Source organism: Actinomycetota bacterium, from assembly GCA_005774595.1.
Taxonomy (GTDB): Bacteria; Actinomycetota; Coriobacteriia; order Anaerosomatales; family D1FN1-002; genus D1FN1-002.
Map to the genome: position 1 here is coordinate 1,266 of VAUM01000001.1, position 20,885 is coordinate 22,150.

The window sequence follows — 20,885 nt, forward strand, 5'->3', positions numbered from 1 at the left end:
GCCCTTTCGTGTCGTGCACCCGGCCCGTGGTCAGGGCGTCGCGGGCGCGGGTTCGGCCGGAGCGTCCGCCGGCGGCTCGACGGGCGCATCGGGGTCGACCGTGCCGGTCGGCTCCTCGCCCGTCCCGTCACCGGGATCGGCCGGCGGCTCTTCCGCCGGAGGCTCCTCCGCGGGCGGCTCGTCGGGAGACATGCCGAGCCAGCCCATGAACTTCGCCATCACACGCAGCAGCCCCGGCGGGACCTGCTTCTTGGTCCCCGCGGCCACCTTCTCCTCGGACTTCGCGACGTTGGCCATGATCCGCGCGAGCGCCCCGGCGATGCCGCCAGCGTCCGCGTCCTCATCGCCGTCCTCGACGCCGGGCTCGTCCGCGTCGTCCGGCTCGTCCGCGTCGTCCGGCTCCTCGGCGTCGGGCGCCTCGGCATCCTCGCCCTCGTCGGCGTCGGTAGCGGACACACCGTGGCCGTCCTTCTTGCCGGCCTTGTCGGACTGCCCCTTGGGCGCCGACGCGGCGGCCGACGAGTTCCCCTTGCCGCCTCCCTTGCCCTTGCCCGGCACCGCGAATGCGATCGACGGGAGTGCCAGGCAGATCGCCAGCACCACGCAGAGCACCGCCATCAACCGGTTCCTCATCACGCTCACCTCACTCGTGAACGGCGGCCACGCCGCCGACTGCACACTCACCCTGGACACCTGAGTATTCCCATCCTGCCGCTGTACATCGGCGGACGGCGGCGGGCGCCCCGTGTCCTTCCTCACATTCGCGACGATGATTCCGACGAGCGGTCGGCGCACCAGGACGCATCGCGATGTGCAGAAGCGGCGGATGCGCGGGCAGCGGCTCGTGCGCCGGGGCGGCTACTCCGTGAGGCCGGGGATCCTCGGCATCGGCGGCATCTTCATACCCAGATGCTCGAAGAACTCCTTGTAGCCCTTCATCATCTCCTGGAACGCGGAGAGCATGTAGCGGCGCTTGAAGCCGTCGGGCAGCGCCATGATCTCCCCCATCTTGTTGCCGTAGAAGGCCATGTAGCACCTCCCGAGCGCGATCGTGACCTCCTCGAGCGTCATCGCGTACGGCTCGACGATGGGCGTCGCCAGGTTGTACTTCGAGTAGTCGAAGACCCGGATGCGGTCCTTGAGTTCCTCGTAGATGGGCGTGAACGGCATGGGGGTCAGCACCGGGAAGACCGCGATGTCTGGGTTGAGTTGGATCGCCACGTCGATGGTCCTCTGGATCGACTCGGGCGTCTCGTCAGGGCCGCCCACCATGAACGACGCCTCTGTCATGATGTCGTGCTCGCGCGCGAGGTCGAGCGCCCGCTTGTTCAGGTCCACGCTCGTGCCCTTGTTGAGGCTCGCGAGCATCTCGTCCGTGCTGCTCTCGGCGCCGAGGTAGAGGTGCACGATCCCCGCCTCGCGGTACTTGTGCAGGATGTCGGCGTCCCGGACGATGTCCTCGACGCGCGTCTCCATGAGCAGGCGGACGTCGAGGTCCGCCTCGATGAGCAGGTCGAGGATGCGCTCCCAGCGGTCGCGGTCGTTCGTGGGGTACGGGTCGATGAGCGTGATGAACTCGACGTCGTACGTCTCCACCAACTCGCGGACCTCAGCGAGCACGTTCTCGGGCGTCCGCGCTCGCCAGTCTCCGCGCCAGAACTGGCGGTGGCTGCAGAACGAGCAGCCCATCATGCAGCCGCGCGACGTGAGCATCGACGCCATGCGGCCCCACGGCTCGATGTTGTAGTGGTAGAGGCTCCATTCGAGCAGATCCCAGGCGGGCCTGACGGCGTCCAGGTCCTGGATGTGTGGGCGCATGGCGGTCGCGACGATCCCGTCGCCGCGCGCGAACGCGATCCCCTTCACGACCTCGACATCACCGCCGCGCGCCGCCGCCAGTAGCTCCGGCAGCGTCTCCTCCATCTCGCCGCGCAGAACGAAGTCCGCCCGCTTCTCTGGATCGCCGAGAATCTCCTCGTACATGAAGGTCGGGTGCGGTCCGCCGATGATCGTGACCACGTCGGGATCGACCGCCTTCGCGATCGCGAGCGTTTCGAGCGCCGCTGGGACCGTCGCGGTGGCGATGGCGCCGGTGACCGGAAGGTAGTCGAGCGTCATGACGAAGTCCGGCGAATACCCCTCGATCTCGGCACGGATGTCCTCGAAGGTGCGTCCGCCGTTCATCGCGTCGTAGATGCGCGCCTCGTGACCCGCGTCCACAACGGCCTGCCCGAGGTATGCGAGCTGCAGCGGCGGCCAGGTCCCGATGACCTGGACCCCCCAGCAGCTGTACGGCGGCACGACGAACAGGATCCTGCTCATGTTGCGGACTCCATCGCACGGCGGGGCGTCGGGTACGGGCCTAGAGGGTAGCACCGCCAGCGCAGCTCGACGCACTCGCCCCCCTGCACTTCCGGTGGGATCGACGCGCGCCGACCCTAGAAGATCCCGCTGTCGGCGACCTGCGACATGTCCAGGCCGAGTTGGCGCACCTTGATCTTGAAGTCGTGCGCGTTGTGCGCCATCGCCATCGCGTCGTCCAGCGTGATGCGTCGGTCGCGGTACAGGTGCAGCAGTGACTGATCGAACGTCTGCATGCCGTAGTACTCGCCCTCTTCCATCGCGTCCCGGATGAGGTAGGTCTTCTCCGGGTCCGTGATGTACTCGCGGATCGTGCCGGTGGCCACCAGCACCTCGACCGCCGGGACGAGTCCGCCTTGGATCGACGGGATGAGGCGCAGCGAGATGATGCCCCTGAGCGTCGAGGCGAGCATCAGCCGGACCTGCTTGTGCTGGTAGGGCGGGAAGAAGTCGATGATGCGGTTGATCGTCTCGGTGGCGTCGATCGTGTGCAGCGTCGACAGCACGAGGTTCCCGATCTCCGCGGCGGTCAGCGCGGCGGACACCGTCTCGTGGTCGCGCATCTCGCCGATGAGGATGATGTCGGGATCCTGCCGCACCACGTGGCGCAGGGCGTCCGCGTAGCTGTCGGTGTCGATGCCGATCTCCCGCTGGTTGACGATGCACTTCTTGTCGGCGTGCAGGACCTCGATCGGGTCTTCGATGGTGACGATGTGGCCCTCGCGGGTCGCGTTGATGTGGTCGATCATCGCCGCCAAGGTCGTGGTCTTGCCCGAGCCCGCCGTGCCGGTGACGAGGATGAGCCCGCGCGGCTCGTCCGACAGCCGTCCGACGACCGCGGGCAGGCCGAGCTCCTCGATACCGGCCCGGTCGGTGGCCACGCGCCGCAACGTCACGCCTACGCTGCCGCGTTGCTTGAAGACGTTGACGCGGAACCGCCCGACACCGGCGAGCGAGTACGCGAAGTCGATCTCGTGATGGTTCTCGTAGCTGGCCTTCTGGCGCTCGTCCATCATGCCGACGGCGAGCTGGTACGTCGCCTCGGCGGACAGCGAGGGGAGGTCGGTCAACACGAAGAGCCGGCCGTTGAGTCGGATGGCGGGAGGACTCCCGGCCTTGATGTGCAGGTCGGAGCTGCCCTTCTCGGTCATCAGCTTGAGCAGGCCGTCGATCTCAGCCATCGATGCACCATCGCCCTTCGCGCGAACGTGCGACAAGCATACCGCAGCCGCCCGAGGCCGGGCATTGCGCTACGGACGGCACGCCCCCGAGTAGTTGCTGCGCGCCGACAGGCTCGAGATCTTGACCACGTCGCCGGTGCGGGGCGCGTGGATGAACATCCCGCCGCCCACATAGATCCCGACGTGGTGGATCGGCGAACCGAAGAAGACGAGATCGCCGGGCTGCAGGTTGTTGCGGCTCACGCGGGCGCCGCAGTTGATCTGCGCCCGCGAGCTGTGCGGGAGGCTGACGCCGACCTTCTTGTAGACGTACATGGTGAACCCGCTGCAGTCGAAGCCCGACGGGCTGGCGCCGGCCCACACGTAGGGCACGCCGAGGTACTTCTTCGCCCACCACACGACCTGGTCACCCCGGCCGCTCGCGGGCGGGTTGCCCCCGACGTCCTCGAAGCGCCACGTCTTCCGGCGGCTCGACGAGGCGCGTGCGGCCGCTGCAGCCCTCGCGTCTTCCTCGGCCTCGAGCTTCGCGACCTCGGCCTCGATACCGGAGAGCAGCTTCTTGCGCTGCGACAGCTGGCTCTCGATCCGCTTCTTGGTCGCCTTCATGGACGCCAGCTCGGCGGCGGCCTGCCTCTTCGACGCGTCCAGGTCGGCCTTGGCCGATGACGCCTCGGCTCGCGCGGTCTTCATCTCGGCGACCATGCGTGCGTCGTCGCGGTTCATCTCGGTCAGCAGGTCCCACACCGTCGCGAACTCGTCGAAATCGGTCGCGCCGAGCAGTACCTCGACGAAGGAGAGCGGGCCGGAGCGGTACATGTGCACCGCGCGCGTGCCGAGCCGCACCTCGAGCTGGTCGAGGCGGGCGGACACCTTCTTCAGGCGCGACGAGGCCGACGCTGCCTTCGCGTTCACCGCCGCGTAGCGGGACGCGGCCTCGTTGTAGTTCTCGGTGGCGGCCTCGACCTGGTCGTCGAGGGCCTGCACCTGTGATCGGACCTTCGTGGCCTGCGCGCGCTTGCTCGATGAGGTGGGCGCGGCATGTGCGGGGGTCGACGCGAGCAGGAGTACGAGCGTCAGACCCGCCGCAAGGGCCTTGGTACGTCGAGTCGTCAAGGTCTGCGGACCTCCCTTGGCGATCGCGGCGGCTTCCTGGCAACCGTGGCAGTCTAGCATGCCCGGACGGTCAGACCAAAGCCGCACACAGCGCGTCGAGTACCTCGACGGCCGCCCGCTGCATCTCGCGTTCCCCGCAAAGGTCGAGACCGGACAGGTCGACCGCTATCTCCGCGGGCTCGCGGGACGCGTTCGACAGCGCCGTCACGACACGGGCCGCCAGACCGCCGGTACCGCCTGCAGCCGCCACCACCGGGACACCGCCCGGCGCCTCGTGACGGTCCGTGACGAGGCGCACGACGATCTCGTCGTCACGCGCCTTGCCGCGCACACGCGCCACGCGCATCACGGAGGCCGGCTCGGCGGCGAGCGCAAGGTTCACCACGCGCGTCGCCACGTCAGCGGCCGCTGCGCCCGACGGCACGATCGCCGTCGCACGGCGCGCCAGTGCCTCACCTGCGCGGGCCGAGGCAAGCGTCAGCGCCGCAGGCGCCGTCGGGTCCTTGCCCTCCCAGACGTGCCTCAGGCCCGTCACGGCCCGCACGGTCTCGGGCCCGGCGATCCCGTCGGCTGTCAGCCCGGTGCTCATCTGGAACTCCCGGACGGCACACTCGGTGAACGCGCCGAACAGGCCATCGGGACCGCCGCAACCGAACCCGAGCACGTTGAGGGCGCCCTGCAGCGTCCGCACGTCTCTGCCGTGCAGCAACGGTGTCCGCAGGTACAGCATGCGATCGCCGAGCGTGAAGGTCGCATCCACGAGCGCCGACCACGTCGCCTGCTCCACCACGCCGTCGGCAGCAAGGCCCGCGTCGGCCTGGAACACGCGGACGGCATCTTCGGTGCGCCCGAGGAAGACCCCGTCGACGCCGGTGGGGCCGAGATCATGACCGAGCGCCAGCAGGCGCCGTTGTATGTCCTCGACCGCGGGACCGCGGTCACCCGAGCGCACCGGTCGCACGCGAGGCCCTTCACGTCCGCGCCGGGAGCTACCTGCCGAACCGCTCCCGGAACCGCTCCACGTTGTCTTGGAGCATACCCGTTCGCGCGTCGACGCGGCGAACGAACCGGTCCACGTCGAGCGCCGTGAGCCGATCCGGCGAGTACCGGAACGTGTCCGGCTCCTCGTCGCGCGTCACGACCCGGCAGCGCGCGAACGCGTCCAGCACCCGCCGGGACAGACCCTCGGACTCGCCGGACAGGTCGGCGACGCGGCGCGCGGTCACCGCCTGATCCGGGTGACGGCTCAGGGCGAGGAGCACCTCCCGCACGGCGTGCTGGGTGGCGCGGTCGTTCGGCAGGGAGTCCAGCGCGGCCGCAAGACCCATCGTGCCGACTCCCCCCGTCGTCCTCGTCGTGCGCCTCTAGAGGGCGCTCGCGACCGCCACCCGGTCCTTGCCCGCGCGCTTCGCCGCATACATCGCGCGGTCGGCCGCGTCGATGAGCTTCCCCTGCGTGCTCGCGTGCGTAGGGAACGTCGCAACGCCGACCGAGACGGTCTTGGCCACCGGCGGCAGGTCCTCACGGCCGACGAACGGGTAGCTCGCGACGCTCTCGCGGATCCGCTCGGCCACGGCGACGGCCCCCTCGACGTCCGTCTCGGGCAGCACGACCACGAACTCCTCGCCGCCATACCGGGCGGCGACGTCGATGTCCCGCAGGTTCTGCCTGATCATCTGGCTCACCGCGCGCAGGACGGTATCGCCGCGCTGGTGGAGGAACCGGTCGTTGAAGTCCTTGAAGTCGTCGATGTCGAGCAGCAGCAGCGACAGCTCGTGTCCGAACCGGACAGCGCGGGCCAGCTCCTCCTCAAGGCGCTGCTGGAGGTAGCCGTGGTTGTACAGCTCGGTCAGGCGGTCGGTCACCGAGAGGCGCTCGAGCTCCTCGTGCAGCAGAGCGTTCTGGAGCGCCAGCGAGCTCTGGTTCGCGATGACCCCGAGCCGGTCGAACTCGGCGGGGGTCAGCTCGCGGTCCACCGACGATGCGACCACCAGCACGCCGATGATGGTGTCGCCCGACCGCAGTGGCACGGCCGCCTGGCTCTCGAGTTCGTCGCCGGCCACGAACCACGCGGCCGAGGGGTCCCCCGCCGCGACCACGGGCTCCTGAACGGCGCCCTCGGAGAACGCGCGGCCCAGGATGGTCTGCGACACGTCGACCGTCGGCGCGAACGCATCGTCAGCGCGCCCCTGGGACGCGGCGAGGCGCAAGGTCCAGTCTTCTGCGCGCAGCAGGTACACGCACGAGATCTCGGCGCCGAGGATGCCGTTCGCGCCGTCGACGATCAAGCTCGCGACGTCGGCGACGAGCGAGAAGCTCGTCAGGGCCTTGAAGAACTCGTGCGTGAAGAAGATCTCGGCGAGCTTGCCCTCGAGCTCCTCGTTCGCCCGCTCGAGGGACTCCTTGCCCGCTTGGAGGCGGCGCTCGTGGCTCCGGATCTTGTCGTACGCCACCTGCAACTCCACGAAGAGCTTCTCCTGCTCCTCGCCGCGCTTCTTGGCGACGAGCAGGTCCCAGATGAGCTCGGAGCCGCTCGTGCCGATCAGCTCGACCCCGGACGGCTTCTGGGTGGCGAGCGCCTCCCCGAGCGCCGGATCCTCCGACACGTCGATCATGATGTCGAGGTTCGGCACCTGGAACAGCTCGGTGGGATCGGTGGTCGCGAAGACGCCGAGCTCACCCGCGAGCCGCATGACCGGCGACGAGACGGACGCATCCGCGACCGCGACCACCGCCAGGTTCTCGACCTCGGAGAACAGGCGCAGGATGGACGCGGCGCGCAGACTGCCGCCGACGATCGCGATGTTCAGTCTCCCGGGCGCCAAGCGTGACGGGCCCGGCGCGGTCCCGGCCTCCTCCACGCGCATCAACTCCGGTGCCTTCGGTCCATCGAGGTCCCTCACAGTTCCTTCACTCCGTGCTGGTGACTGCGGACCACGAGCGTCCCCGTGTCCAGGTAGAGTTCGACGGTCCTCGCGTGACTTCCTCCGATATCTTCGGCCACAACGGGGATGCGCAAGAGGGTCAATTGCCGCTTGACCTCGGCGATGTTGCGCTCCCCGATGCTCGCGAGCGTCGAGTCCGCCCGGAACATGGCCGAGCCGCCGGCGAGCTTCGCGACCAGCAGCGGCTTGCGGCTCCCCATCGCCTCGAGCCGTCCCGCCATGGCCGGCACCGCGTACTCCGCGAACCGCTCGGGCAGTGAGTCGACGCCCGCCTCGACAGGTTTGGGCAGCATGACGTGCGCGAGCGCCCCGCGCTTCTCGATCGGGTCGTACAAGGCGACGCCCACGCACGAACCGAGCGCGGCCGTGGTCAACACCGCAGGCGCATCGCCGAAACCGAGCGTGCCGACCGCGACGTCGATCATCGCCGACAGCTTCCCGAGTCCCGCGATGCCTCGCGGCGTGCGCGCCCCCTCGTCCATCTACGCGAGGCCGAGCCTTGAGAGGATGACCGCGAGGCTCTCGGGGTCCGGAAGGAAGAACAGTGTCGCGTCGATCGTCGTCTCCTCGCTCATGAACAGCGTGCGCACGAGGAGCGCGGTGTCGGCGCGCATGCCGATCCGGGCGACGGCGATCTCGAGGATGGCGCCGGCCATGTCGAGCGCGAACTGCGGTGGGGCCGGCAGGACGTTGAGGTCCGCCATCCGCGCTATCGCGGCGACGTACGCAGCGGCCAGCACGTACGCGACGTGGATGAAGAGCGCCTCCTCCTCGTGCCCGAAGGTCGCGGTGCTGCCGGCCTCGCGGCCGTGAAGGTTGTCCATCAGCGCAAGCGCGGTGCTCTCGGGCGCCACGAACAGGATCGATCCGCTGATCTCGCCGAGCAATCGCGAGTACGCGGCGGCGACCACGCGTTCCTGACCGCCGAGCACACCGGGGACCTCTGTAACGGGCAGCAGCGCGATCTCCGGAACGGTGATCTCGATCGCCCGGTCCACCAGCTGCGACAGCGCCGTGGCCGCGTGGCCCGCGCCGATACCGCCCACCTCCCGGAGGGCGTCGATCTGCAGTGCGCTCAGCGAGTCCGGTCTCACGATGCGCCCTCCCTGCTGGGGTCGAGCGTGCGGGGGTCGAGGATGAGCACGACACGCCCGTCCCCGAGCAGCGTCGCGCCACCGAGGCCGCGCACGTTGCGGAAGATCCTGGACAGCGGCTTGATCACGATCTCCTGCCGCCCGACGAGCGACTCCGTGACAAGCCCGAACGACTGCCCGCCATGCGTGAGCAGCACGATGTGCTCGCCCGAACCCGGCAGGCGCAGCGGATCGCTGCCGTCGCCCAGCAGTACGCCGAGGTGGTGGAGGGGCACCACCTCGCCGTCGCGGAGCACGAGCACGGGTCGGGCATCGACGGTCTCGATCCGCACGTCGTCCGGCGAGTACACCTCGCCGACGGCGGACAGCGGCACCGCGTACACCTGGTCGCCTATCCCCACCAGCAGGGCCTGGACGATCGCGAGCGTGAGCGGCAGTGACAGCGTGAAGCTCGTGCCCCGGCCGGCCGTCGAAGCGATCTCGAGTGCCCCTCCGAGGTACTCGATCTTGCCCTTGACCACGTCCATACCGACCCCGCGGCCCGACACCTTGGTCGCGCGCTCCGCGGTCGAGAAGCCCGGCACGCAGGTGAGCAGCAGGACCTGGCGGTCCGAGTACTGCTCGCGCTCCTCGGGCCTGACGAGTCCCACGTCGGCTGCGCGCGACCAGATCCGCTCGACGTCCATGCCTCGCCCGTCGTCCGACACGCGGATGCGGACCTGATCGCGCTCTCTCGTGGCTTCGAGCTCGACCGTGGCACGCGCCGGCTTGCCGGCCGCCCTGCGGTCATCGGGGCGCTCCACGCCGTGATCGAGGCAGTTGCGCAGCAGGTGGACGATCGGGTCGCCGATCTCGTCGAGCACCGTGCGGTCGAGCTCGATGTCGGTCCCGGCCATCTCGAATGCGACGTCCTTGCCGAGGTCGCGCGCCAGGTCACGCACCATCCGCGGGAAGCGGTTGAAGATGTTGCCGACGGGCACCATGCGCGTCTGCATGACCTCGTGCTGCAGCTCGGACGTCAGGCGATGCAGGTCCTCCACGGTCTCCGCGAGCTCGCGGTCCCCGGACAGCCCGGCATGCCGCTCCATACGCGCCCGGAGGATGACCAGCTCGCCGACGAGGTCGACGAGCGTGTCCAGGTGGCCGATCGAGACGCGCACGGTCTGGCTCTCCCCGAGCTTCGTGACCGCGCGCCGCACCCTGCGCTCGGGCTCCGCCGCGGCCCCCGCCGCGTCCGGGACGGTCTCGGCCACCGCCGGCTCGTCCTCCGCGATCGGCTCGACGGCGACGGCGACGACCTCGCTGACCTGGGCGACCACGTCTCGTACCGCCGAGTCGGGCTCGGCGCTCTCGAGCACGACCTCGAACGAATCGCCGAACTGCTCGTCCTCGAGGTCCTGCGCCGAGGGCACCGTGTCGACCACGGTCCCCATGTGGCTCAGACGCTTCAGGACCATGTAGGCGCGGACCGACCTGAGCGCGCACGCTTGGTCCAGCGTCACCGCGACACGCACGCGGCGCGCCGCGCCGGCGGTCACGCCGACCGCCGCGGGCCCGACCGCGCCCTCGCGCGCATCGCCGCCTGCATCCCCGGCGGCACCCGGCGACGCGGCCTCGACGAGCTCGGCGACCATACCTGACACATCGTGCGCCGCGGCCCCCTCGGACTCCTCGGCTATGAGCGCCTTGACCTCGTCGATCGCACGCAGGAGCAGGTCGATGAGCGTCGAGTCGACGGCGCGCTCCCTGCGCCGCACGCACTCCATCAGGGATTCCATCTTGTGCGTCAGGTCGGCGGTCGCCTCGTAGGCCATCGCGCCCGCCATGCCCTTGAGGCTGTGCGCGCCGCGGAAGATCGTCTCCACCGGCCCGGTGGCGCCGGGATCGGACTCGAGCTCGAGAAGACCCGCGACCATCGCATCGAGGTACTCAGCGCTCTCCGAGAGGAACACCTCGCGGTAGGCTGCCATGTCGTCAGCCATGGCTCACCCCCTCGCACGGATCGCGCGACGGATCTCGGCGGCCACGCCACCGAGCGGCACGACGTGCTTGGCCGCGCCCTGCCGAACAGCGGCGCCCGGCATCCCCCACACGACGCTCGTGGCCTCGTCCTGGGCGATCGTCTCGCCGCCTGCGGCCTTCACCGACGACAGCCCCGCAGCGCCGTCAGCGCCCATCCCGGTCAGCACGACGCCCACGGACTCGCTGCCCATGAGCTTCGCGACACTGTGGAACATCGGATCTGCGGCGGGCTTGACACCGTGGATGGACGGACCCTCGTCAAAGGAGACGCGGAGGTCGCCGCCGGCCGTCCTCGATACGAAGAGGTGCTTCCCGTGCGGAGCGACATAGGCCGTGCCGGGCTGCAGGGCCGCGCCCTTCTCGGCCTCGACCACGGTCAGCGGGCTCGCCTTGTCGATGCGCTTCGCGAGCGATGCGGTGAAACCCTGCGGCAGGTGCTGGACGATCAGGTAGGCCGCCGGGAGGTCCGGACTAAGGCCCGCGAAGACGTGCTCGAGCGCCGGAGGGCCGCCCGTGGACGCCGCGATGCCGACGAGCAACTTGACCTCGCGCGCAGCCTCGCCGGCGCCGGTGCCCTCCTCCTCGCACTGCCCGTCGCCCGCCGCGTCCGGTGCGCACAGCCGCTTCGACGGGTCTATCCGGCTCGCCGTGCGGATCTTCTTGAGCAGCTCGTCGGTCAGCTCGGTGAGTGAGGTCGCGAACCCGGCCTTCGGCTTGGTCATGAAGTCCACCGCGCCCGAGGAGAGCGCCTGGTAGGTGACCTCGGTCGAATCGAGTGACGACAGCATGACGACGCGCGCTTCGGTGCGCTTGATGAGGTACGGGAGCGCCTCGAGGCCGGTGAGCTCGGGCATCTCGATGTCGAGCGTGATGACGTCCGGCTCCAGCCCGATCGCCTGCTGGATCGCCTCGGTGCCGGTCTTCGCGGTGCCGACGACCTCGATGCGCGGATCCTGCGCCAGCGCCCGGGTGAGCATCTGGCGTATCAACGCTGAGTCGTCGACGACCAAGACTCGGATGGTGTGCGGGCTGGGCATCGCTAGGGGATCAATCGGTCGGCGACTGCAGGCACTTCTTGACGGTCTCCAGCACCTTCGTCGGCTGGAACGGCTTGACGAGGAAGTCGAGAGCTCCGGCTTCGAGCGCCTCGACGATCATCTTCTGCTGCCCCATCGCACTGACCATGAGGATGCGTGCATCAGCGTCGATCTCGCGGATCGCGCGCAGTGCGTCCAGCCCGTTCATCTCGGGCATGGTGATGTCCATCGTGACGAGGTCGGGCCGGACCTCCTCGAACTTGTCGAGGGCGTCGCGACCGTTGACGGCCTCGTGGATGGTGTAGCCCTCCTTCGACAGGATGTCGCGGATCATCATGCGCATGAACGCGGCATCATCGACGACCAGGATGGACCTAGCCACGTGTCCCGCCTTCCTCGATGGCCGCCGCCTCGACGGCCGACGCGTACTCTGCCCTCGGCACGGCCTGGTCGAGGTCGAGAAGGATGACCAGGGTGCCCTCGTACTCGGTGACGCCCTCGAACGCGTCGGCGGTCTCCGCGGACAGCGCCGCCGCGGGAGCAGGCTGCACGCTCGCCGGGTCGATGCGCACGACCTCGCTGGCCGCGTCGACCGCCAGGCCGACCAGCCCGGCCGCGCCCTCCGCGACGACGATGCGCGCCGTCGGGCCCGGCTCGAACTCGCCCCTGCCGAGCCGCTTGACCAGGTCGACGACGGGGACGATGCGGCCGCGCAGATTGATCACGCCCTCGACCACCTCCGGAGCCCGCGGTACCGGCGTGCCGCGCTCGTACCGGATGATGCTCTGAACCCGCTCGATGGGGAGGCCGAACATCTCGTCGGCAACCCGGAACAGGACGTACCCTGCGGAACCGCCGTCCACGTGTCCGCCTCCTAGTCGACCTGGAACTGATGGACGGAGTCCTCGAGCCGGCGCGACATGTCGGCAAGCTCCTGCGCCGCGGAGGAGATCTCCTCCATGCACGCCGTCTGCTGCTCGGCCGCAGCCGCGGTCTCCTCGGCCGACGCGGCGTTCTCCTCGACGACCGCCGCGATGTCGTGGATGGCCTTGTCCAGCGATGCGCCGCGGCCGGCCTGGTCCTGGACGGCCTTCGCGATCGCCTCGGCAAGGATGGCGGTACGCGACACCGAGCTGCTGATCTCGCGCAGCACCTCGCCGGTCTTGTCGACGACGTCGGTCCCGACCGCGACCTCGCGGGCGCCGATCTCCATGAAGCGCACCGCCTTGGCGGTCTCGGCCTGGACCTCCTTGATGAGTTCGCCGATCTGCTCGGCGGCCTTGCCGGAGCCCTCCGCGAGCTTGCGGACCTCCTCCGCGACGACCGAGAAGCCGCGCCCCGACTCGCCGGCGCGCGCCGCCTCGATCGCGGCGTTGAGTGACAGCAGGTTCGTCTGGTCGGCGATCGAGGTGATGACGTCGACGATGTCGCCGATCTGCTCGGAGCGACGCCCGAGCAGGTCCACCGACTCGGACAGCGTGTCGATGGCGGCCTTGACCTCGCGGATCTTGACGACCGCCTCGGCGGTGGCCTCCTCGCCCTTCTCGGTCGCCTTCGCTGCGGCCTCGCTGACCTGCGCGGACTCGAGCGCCTGCATCGCGACGTCGTTCATGCTGCGCGTGATGCCCTCGACCGCCGAGGACGTCTCCTCCACCTTGCGGGACTGCAGCTCGGCGCCGTGCGCGATCTGCTGCACGGACGACGAGATCTCGATGGTGGAGGAGTTGATCTCCTGCGAGGACGCGGACAGCTCGGCGGCGGCGGCGGACACCGACTCGGCCGAGCGGCGCACGTTCGACGCGATGCCCGCGAGCGAGCCGATGAGCGCGTTGCACTCCTCGGCGAGGATGCCGATCTCGTCACGGCGGCCGACCGCCGCACGGGCGCGCAGGTCGCCACGCCCGGCCGTGACCATGACCGCGCCGAGGTCACGCAGCGGGCGCAGCACCTCGCGCTTGAACGCCCAGCGCCACCACAGGGTGCCCGGGACGCCGCAGACGCACATGAGGACCGCACCGATCAGCATGACCGGGAGCATCTCGCCGAACCTCAGGTGAAGCGTCCATGCCGCGAACGCAGCGGTCAGACCCAGGCCGATCCCGACCGCCGGCGCGATCGTCACCCAGGTCAGGATCGTGAACCTCGCCGAAAGCCCGCCCTTGACGGTACTGTCCCGGACCTCGTCCATCCCCGCCTCCTCGCTCGCGACACGTTCGTCTCGCGCCGCTCGACACCCCCCGGCGAAGCCTTACGCCGGCTTGCGGTAGATCCTGTCCCGCCCGCTCACCAGCTGGAACCGCTGGGTGAACGCCGTGCTCATCTTCTCGCTCCTCCCGAGGACCAGGTAGCCGCCCTTGTGCAGGGTCGACCAGAACGCCTCGAGCACCCGCTCCTGCTGGTCCCGGTTGAAGTAGATGAACACGTTCCTGCAGAAGATCACGTCCACAACGCCCGGCGGCCTGTCCTCGAACAGGTTCATCTGCCGGAATCGGACGCAGGCCGCGACCTCGGGCTTGATGACGAACTTGTCGCCGCGGACCTCGACGTATCTTAGCCGATGCGCGTGCGGGATGTGGCCGATGCGCGCCACGTCGTACTCGGCCTTCGCGGCCACCACGAGGGCGGCCGGGTCGATGTCCGTCCCAGTGAGCGCGAGCATGAAGCTCTCGTTGGTGCGCGACATCGCGTCCAGGATGGTCATCGCCACCGAGTACGGCTCCTCGCCGGTGGCGCACCCGGCGCACCAGACGCGGATCATGCGCTGGCGGGCGCGAAGCTTGTCCACCAGCAGGTCGGGCACGATCTTGGAGGCGAACAGGTCGTAGACGGGCTTGTCGCGGTACCAGTCCGTCACGTTGATGGTCAGCGTGTCCAGGAGCTGATCGTACTCCTCGGGGTGTTCGTCGATGTAGGCGGCGTACTGGCGATACGAGTGCAGCCCCAGCGTGCGGAGCCGCGCGGCGAGCCGCCGCTCGACGTACGTCGGCCGATACTGGCCGAGGTCCAGCCCCCGCTCCTCAGCGACCTTCAGAACGAGCTTCTGGAGGTTGCCCCGGTAGACCTGCTCTGTGTCGGGCTTCTGCATCCAGCTCCCGCGTCGTGCGTGGCGAGAGACCCCGCCGCGTAGTAGAATACCGCGAACGCGGCACGCCCACAGACCACCGAAGGAGCGCTCGTGCCCCGCCCCACGCTCGCGCGCCGGATCACGGCCGTACTGCTCGCAACGCTCATGCTCCTGGTCTCGGCCGGATTCACGTGGGCGGTGGCCGACGACTACGTCGAACGCGACACCGTGCCCGCGGGCGTGCGTATCGGCGAGGTGGCACTCGGCAGCCTGAACGCCGACGAAGCGCGCGCCGTCATCGACGCGCAGGTAGCAGCCCCGCTCCTCGAGCCGGTCACCGTCTCGCTGCCGGGCACCGAGACCGCGCTGACGCTCGACCCCAAGGAGATGCTGACCGTCGACATCGACGGCATGGTCTCGGATGCGGTCCAGCCCAAGCGCGACGCGTCGCTCGCGCAGCGTGTCTACCGGCGCCTCAGCGGCGAGCCCGTGGACTACGAGGTCAAGACGCTGCTCGCGGTCGACGAGGGCGCGCTCGGCGCGTGGGTGGACGGTGCGGCGGCGGAGTCGGACCGCCCCGCGATCGACTCCACGCTCACGGTCGGCGAGGGGACGCTCACCGTCCAGCCCGACGTGTCCGGCTATCGCACGCGCAAGGCGGACGCGGTCGCGTCGCTGGCGGCCGCACTGAAGGCCGGCGAGAAGGAGAACGAGCTGGTCTCCGACGAGATCACGCCGACCGTCACCGATGACGGCTGGGGCAAGACCATCCTCGTCGACAAGTCGCAGCGTCGCCTGTGGCTCTACAACGGCGCGACGCTCGAGAGGACGTACCGGGTGGCGATCGGCACGCCGGGCTACCCCACCCCCGAGGGCTGGTGGAAGGTCATCAACAAGCGCAGGAACCCGAGCTGGAGCAATCCTGCGCCCAACGGGTGGGGCGCGAGCATGCCCGCATACATCGCACCGGGGCCCGGCAACCCGCTCGGGACGCGCGCGCTCGATCTGAACGCGGCGGGCATCCGGTTCCACGGCACGAACAAGCGCTGGTCGGTCGGGACCGCGGCCTCCCACGGCTGCATGCGCATGCTGCGCGAGGACATCGAGGCGCTCTTCGAGGTCGTGCCTGTCGGCACGCGCGTCATCATCGTCCCGTAGCACGGCGGTGGCGCGCGTCTAGCGGAGCAGGCCTGCGGCCTCCGTCTGCACCGCCGCGCTGACGGCGCCCTCACCGCCGAGCACAGTGACGAACCCCATCGGCGGCCTCCCGCTGATCACGGCGCGCGCCTGCTCGGACAGGACCGTCGGCGTCGTCAGCATGAGCGGGTTCCACGACCCGCCCCGCGAAGCCGCGAGCGCGCCGCCCGCGAGCGCGTCGGGGTAGTTGGCGCCGGTCGCGAGGTACACCCCGCGCACGCCTCCGGGCGCCAGCCCGCCGGCAGCGCCGTACTCCACGAGCGCGCGAGCGGTGTCGTAGCGTGTGGCCCCCGCGATGCGCAGGATCTGCGCGGCGCCGAACGCGTCCGATGACAGCGTCGCCTCGACCGCGGCGCTCACTGCCCCCGTGCCCCCGCACACCACGACGACCGACGGCCTCAGCGCAGCGAGCGCGGCAGCGGACGCCGCGGGCAGCTCATCGCGCCTCGTGAGCAGGATCGGTGCGCCCTGTGCCGCCGCAAGGCTGGACGCGGACAGCGCGTCGGCGTACGACGCGCCCGTGGCGAGGTAGACGGTGCCGCCCGACCAGTGCTCGGCCATGACCGCGTCGGCCACCGCGCGCGCGGTGGCGTACCGGTCGGCGCCCGCCACCCGCTCGGTCGCGACGCCCGCCGAGGCCAGTCGGGAGATCACGGCCGGTCCCACCACGCCCGCGCCGCCGACGACGTAGGCCTTCTGCGCACCGAGGCGGGCGACCTCGTCCATCACCGCATCGGGCACGGAGTCCGGCCTCACGAGCAGCAACGGCCCGCCCACCGCGCCGCACAGCGCCGAGGCGGGCAGGGCATCGGCCCATCCGGTACCGCCGGCGATGACGACGGCCCGCTCGCCTGTCAGAGGCCCGTCGTGCGCCGCGCGTGACATCGCCACGGCGGATGCGTAGCGGTCGGCGCCGCTCAGACGCGGCTCCACGACGGTCAGCGTCACCGGAGCGGAGGCGGCCTCAACGGCGATCCGAGGCTCGGGATGCGACGACGCGGCGAACGAGGCCACCGCGGCCCCGCTCGTGTCCGCGGCGCGCGTCGCGCTCACCGAGGCGGTCTGCCCCGGTCCGAGCACGATGCCCGAGGCGACCGTGCCGAACGCCGGGTCCGTGACGGTACCGGCGACCAGCGTGGTGTCGCCGGTGTTCGAGATCGTGTACGTGCTCGTCACTGAGGCGCCCGCCAGCACCAGCGTGCGGTCGAGCGACTTCACGATCTCCGCCGACGGAACGATGACGTCGAGCGTCACCGCCTGCGCATCGCTGACGATACCGGAGAACGGCGTGCCGCCGGTCCCGTACGCCGCGGTGACGGTCGCGCCCACGCTCCCGTCCTCGCTCGCCGCCAGGACGCCCGCCATCGACGTCGTCTCGCCCGCTGCCAGGTCGAACGGCCCGAACGCACCCCCCGGCCACACGAGCACGGCCGAATGAAGGGGCGTGTCGCCCGTGTTGCCCACCTCGAACGCATGCGCGACCGGGCCCGGGAGCACGACGCTCTGCGCGACCGTGTGCGTGACGCTCACCGACGGCGTGACCGCGGTCACGGCCAGCGAGGCGGCCGCGGAGACGGCCGAGCCGATGCGGGTGTCCACGGCGGTCGCGGTCGCGGTGAACGACCCGCTCGCGTCGAGCGGGATCGCGAACGCACGCACGGCCGACGCGCCCGGCTGGAGCGTCGTCGACGTGAGCACGGCGCCGAGGCGGCCGTCCACCGCCGTGACATCCGTCAGCCCTACGTCGCCGGTGTTCGTGACGGTGAAGGTGTGCGTCACGCTCTCGCCGGCCGCCTGCACGCTGGTGTCGACGCTGCGCGCGATCGACAGCGCGGGGTGGACGACGTCGACGGTGACGGTCGCGGCGTCCGCGAGGTCGATCGTGGTGTACCGCCCGGTCGCCAGCACCGAGAGCGTCACGTCGTCGGATGCGGTCAGCCCGCGAGTAGCTGTCAGCGAGGCGCCTGCCGCGAGCGTGGCCGGCCCGATCACGACCGTGCCGTCGACCGAGACCGACGCGTCGATGACGGTCACCGTCGACGGATTCGACAGCAGGTAGGACACCACGACATCCGAACCCGGCAGCACCGTCGTCCGGTCCGCCGTGGCCGACACCCGCACCTGCGGGGTGACCACCTTGACCGAGGCCGAGGATGTCGCCGAGACCGTACCGTGGTACGGGGTCCCCCCGACACCGTACTCTCCCGACGCCACGGCCGTGTTCGTCGTGTCCCCGGCGAGCACCGCAGACGCCGTGCGCGTGACCGTCTGGCCGGGCGCGAGCGAGAACGCCGTGCCGATCGGCCCGAGCCGATCGTCGACCAGCGTGCACCCGAGCAGCGTGACGTCACCGGGGTTGGACACCGCGTACGTGTAGTTCGAGGCCGTGCCGGGCAGGACGTTGGTCGCGTCCACGCTCTTCGTCACGGCGATGGCCGGGTGGACGACGGTCAGCGAGGCGACGGCCGAGGCCGTGACCTCGTACGACAGGAGCGGGTAGGTGCCCGTGGCGACGACGGTGTTGGTCGCGGACTGCGACGCGACGATCGACTGCCAGCGCGTGGCGGACGAGCCCGGCGCGAGCGCGATGCCCGAGCCCACGACGCCGAGCCGGTCGTCGGTCAGCGTGATGCCGTTGAGCGACACGTCCCCGGTGTTCGTGACCGTGTACGCGTAGGTCACGAGCTGGCCCGCAACCGCTAGCGAGGCATCTGCCGACTTGGCGACCGTCAGCGCCGGGTGAACGACGCGCACTCCGACGGCGTCCGTCGCGGTCACCACACGCCCCCAGGCGTCCTGCGCGCGGGCCGTCGCGGTGTTCGTGGTGTTGGCGGACAGCGTGCCTACGGCGGTGGTCGTGATCTGCGCGCCCGCCGGGACCGCGACGGTCGCGAGCACGCCACCGAGGCGGTCGTCGATCACGCTGACCGCGGGAAGCGTCGCGGAGCACGAGTTGCGAACCGCGTAGGTGTAGGTGACGGGCATTCCCGCGACCGCCACCGCCGCGGACGCGGACACGTCGACCGACAGCGCCCGGCCGACCGTCGCGGCCCGCGTCGTGACCTCGCCGTACCCGGCGCCGGAGCCCTCGTCCCACGCCTGCACGAGGTAGGTGTAAGTCGCACCCTCCGCGACCGAGGTGTCGACGAACGACGTCGCCGCGGTCCTGGCAGTGGTCCTCTCCGACCACGAGAACGACGGGCCGAAGCCCGTCGCGCGCCACACGCGGTACGTGATCGGACGGGTCTCTTCGAGTGTGCTGTCCGTCGCCCGGTACGGCGGCGACCATGCCAGGCGGGCGGCGACGCCCGGCTGGTCGGTGGTCACGGTGCGCACCGGGCCGTATTTGAAGCCGGAGATCGTGATGTCGTCGACGGTCGCGCCCTGACCGGTCTTGGTCGCGCCCTCGTTCGAATAGGTCCGGTCGGAGAACCCGAAGCGCACGAATCCCGCCTTGCGCGAGAGGTTCACCTCGTTCGAGGTGGCGGTGAGGCTGAAGGTCCCCGTGCTCCAGACGCTGTCGGCCGTCCTCGGCCAGCCGACGTGGACGTCCCTTGGATACGTCGGGCTCGCCGCGAACCACATGACGTTGAACGACTCGGCGTCCGAGTTGCCGAGCGTCGGCATGGTGTAGAAGAACTGCAGCGTCGACGAGTAGTAGTCCGCGGTCTGCGTCACGTCGACCGTCGACGACCCGTCCGTCCCGATCGGGTACTTGAACGTGACCGGGTACTCGGTCGGCACGCCACTGGGCGTCACGGTGGTCACGCCCTGCACTCCCGCACACCACAGGCCGTACGTCCCGCCGCCCGTGTGGTTGCGCCGCGTGATCCTGCCCCAGAACGCCGTCGAGTACAGGCCGTAGCGGCCCATCGTCATCCCCGCGGGCGGGTATCCGCCCTCGAAATCGATGGTCGGCCTCATCGCGGCGGGCGTGATGGGAGGGTCGGCCGCCAAGGCCACCGCCGGCGCGAGACCGGCGGACAGCGCCAGTGACGCGAATGCCCATCCCATGACACGACCGAAGCGCATCAGCCATCCACTCCCGCTCATGGCGTGGCCGGGAACGCCCGGGCCAGCTCGACGGCGAGATCCCGCAAGGCCGCGGGCGGCTCGCCTGCCGAGGTCACGACCACCTCGAACACGTAGCGGCCGCGCGCGAACTCCACCGCAGCGAGCAGCGTGCCGTCCGTGGCGACGTACGCCTTCGCCCCCCGCACGTCGGCACTCGTCACGTCCTGCGCGTAGGACTTCTTGCTCACCGTCTCGGCGAAGGCGGCGGCCGACGCCGCGCTGCCACGGTCGTGTACGGACAACTGGACGCGCTGGATACGGCCCTCGCCAGGCGAGCCGGCGGTCGGCTGACCGGAGATCTCCGCATCGGTGGCGCTCGCTTGCACCGTCCCGAACGAGTAGCCCGCCGCGTTCGTCACGAGCAGCGAGCGGGGCGGGTGCGCGGCGAGCCACGGACCGGCCGCCGCCGGTGTCGCCGTCGCGGGCGCGTCCGGCTCCTCGTCCGCCCCATCGAGGGAATCCCGGACGGCACGGGCGTCGGCGTCGTTCGGGTCGAGCACGAGCGCCCGGCCGGCAAGGTCCGCGGCGCCGGTCTCGTCGCCTGACGCCAGCGCCGCGCGCGCCTGCGCCGCGAGCTCGGAAGCGGTGATCGGGGTGACGGGCGCCTCGACGGCGGCGCGCCTTCCGGGTGCGGACAGCGCGGCGATGCCGCCGATGACGGCGGCCAGGACGACTATCGCGATCGCCGCCCACGCCCAGCGCGGGAAGCGGGAGAGCACGCCGTCACGAGGCATCGGTCACGTCCTCGCCCACTACAGGGAGCTGCCGGGCTCCGTGCGACGAGGCTAGCCCCCCGC

At 70.4% G+C, this 20,885-nt stretch carries 17 protein-coding genes and 1 pseudogene (1 of these 18 only partly in view); 2 read left to right on the top strand and 16 right to left on the bottom strand.

The features are described 5' to 3' along the window. Positions 1–697: pseudogene (locus FDZ70_00010) on the top strand (VanZ family protein) (it extends 365 nt beyond the left edge of the window). Between the two features lie 161 nt (positions 698–858). Here FDZ70_00010 and FDZ70_00015 read toward each other — a convergent pair. The 14 genes from FDZ70_00015 to FDZ70_00080 form a co-directional block, all read right to left on the bottom strand. Further along, positions 859–2,322 carry a radical SAM protein gene (locus FDZ70_00015; protein TLM80572.1) on the bottom strand — a complete coding sequence of 488 codons (1,464 nt, stop codon included), beginning with the start codon at positions 2,320–2,322 and terminating at the stop codon, positions 859–861. A gap of 116 nt (positions 2,323–2,438) precedes the next feature. Continuing rightward, positions 2,439–3,542 carry a PilT/PilU family type 4a pilus ATPase gene (locus FDZ70_00020; protein ID TLM80573.1) on the bottom strand — a complete coding sequence of 368 codons (1,104 nt, stop codon included), beginning with the start codon at positions 3,540–3,542 and terminating at the stop codon, positions 2,439–2,441. 69 nt (positions 3,543–3,611) lie between these two features. After that, entirely contained in the window at positions 3,612–4,715 is a 1,104-nt protein-coding gene (locus FDZ70_00025) for a hypothetical protein (protein ID TLM80574.1), read from the bottom strand. A 10-nt stretch (positions 4,716–4,725) separates the two neighbouring features. After that, positions 4,726–5,616 (bottom strand): peptidoglycan-binding protein, encoded by an 891-nt coding sequence (locus FDZ70_00030; GenBank protein ID TLM80575.1) that lies wholly within the window; start codon positions 5,614–5,616, stop codon positions 4,726–4,728. 28 nt (positions 5,617–5,644) lie between these two features. Next, on the bottom strand, positions 5,645–5,983 hold the full coding sequence (locus FDZ70_00035) for a hypothetical protein (GenBank protein ID TLM80576.1): 339 nt from the start codon (positions 5,981–5,983) through the stop codon (positions 5,645–5,647). A gap of 36 nt (positions 5,984–6,019) precedes the next feature. Beyond that, positions 6,020–7,522, bottom strand: coding sequence for a GGDEF domain-containing protein (locus tag FDZ70_00040; GenBank protein TLM80577.1), 1,503 nt, complete (start codon positions 7,520–7,522; stop codon positions 6,020–6,022). A 32-nt stretch (positions 7,523–7,554) separates the two neighbouring features. Further along, the gene (locus FDZ70_00045) at positions 7,555–8,082 is read right to left on the bottom strand and encodes a chemotaxis protein CheD (GenBank protein TLM80578.1); all 528 of its coding nucleotides are present in this window, start codon (positions 8,080–8,082) and stop codon (positions 7,555–7,557) included. Then, the gene (locus FDZ70_00050) at positions 8,083–8,697 is read right to left on the bottom strand and encodes a CheY-P-specific phosphatase CheC (protein TLM80579.1); all 615 of its coding nucleotides are present in this window, start codon (positions 8,695–8,697) and stop codon (positions 8,083–8,085) included. Further along, the gene (locus FDZ70_00055; GenBank protein TLM80580.1) at positions 8,691–10,676 is read right to left on the bottom strand and encodes a chemotaxis protein CheA; all 1,986 of its coding nucleotides are present in this window, start codon (positions 10,674–10,676) and stop codon (positions 8,691–8,693) included. Before FDZ70_00055 ends, FDZ70_00050 begins: the two co-directional genes overlap by 7 nt. A 3-nt stretch (positions 10,677–10,679) precedes the next feature. Continuing rightward, entirely contained in the window at positions 10,680–11,753 is a 1,074-nt protein-coding gene (locus FDZ70_00060; GenBank protein TLM80581.1) for a chemotaxis response regulator protein-glutamate methylesterase, read from the bottom strand. 10 nt (positions 11,754–11,763) lie between these two features. Further along, complete coding sequence (locus FDZ70_00065) at positions 11,764–12,135, bottom strand: response regulator (protein ID TLM80582.1); 372 nt, start codon at positions 12,133–12,135, stop codon at positions 11,764–11,766. Continuing rightward, positions 12,128–12,616 carry a chemotaxis protein CheW gene (locus FDZ70_00070; protein TLM80583.1) on the bottom strand — a complete coding sequence of 163 codons (489 nt, stop codon included), beginning with the start codon at positions 12,614–12,616 and terminating at the stop codon, positions 12,128–12,130. The genes FDZ70_00065 and FDZ70_00070 overlap by 8 nt, the downstream gene beginning before the upstream one ends. A gap of 11 nt (positions 12,617–12,627) precedes the next feature. After that, complete coding sequence (locus tag FDZ70_00075) at positions 12,628–13,941, bottom strand: methyl-accepting chemotaxis protein (protein TLM80584.1); 1,314 nt, start codon at positions 13,939–13,941, stop codon at positions 12,628–12,630. Between the two features lie 60 nt (positions 13,942–14,001). Next, the gene (locus FDZ70_00080; protein TLM80585.1) at positions 14,002–14,838 is read right to left on the bottom strand and encodes a protein-glutamate O-methyltransferase CheR; all 837 of its coding nucleotides are present in this window, start codon (positions 14,836–14,838) and stop codon (positions 14,002–14,004) included. Positions 14,839–14,928: 90 nt separating this feature from the next. Here FDZ70_00080 and FDZ70_00085 point away from each other — a divergent pair, with 90 nt between their 5' ends. Continuing rightward, positions 14,929–15,975 carry a hypothetical protein gene (locus tag FDZ70_00085; GenBank protein ID TLM80586.1) on the top strand — a complete coding sequence of 349 codons (1,047 nt, stop codon included), beginning with the start codon at positions 14,929–14,931 and terminating at the stop codon, positions 15,973–15,975. 18 nt (positions 15,976–15,993) lie between these two features. On the opposite strand, the gene FDZ70_00090 is transcribed toward FDZ70_00085, so the two are convergent. Together FDZ70_00090 and FDZ70_00095 are read right to left on the bottom strand one after the other, a co-directional pair. Then, positions 15,994–20,067 carry a hypothetical protein gene (locus tag FDZ70_00090; protein ID TLM80587.1) on the bottom strand — a complete coding sequence of 1,358 codons (4,074 nt, stop codon included), beginning with the start codon at positions 20,065–20,067 and terminating at the stop codon, positions 15,994–15,996. Continuing rightward, on the bottom strand, positions 20,064–20,822 hold the full coding sequence (locus tag FDZ70_00095) for a hypothetical protein (GenBank protein ID TLM80588.1): 759 nt from the start codon (positions 20,820–20,822) through the stop codon (positions 20,064–20,066). Before FDZ70_00095 ends, FDZ70_00090 begins: the two co-directional genes overlap by 4 nt. Positions 20,823–20,885 lie beyond the last annotated feature (63 nt).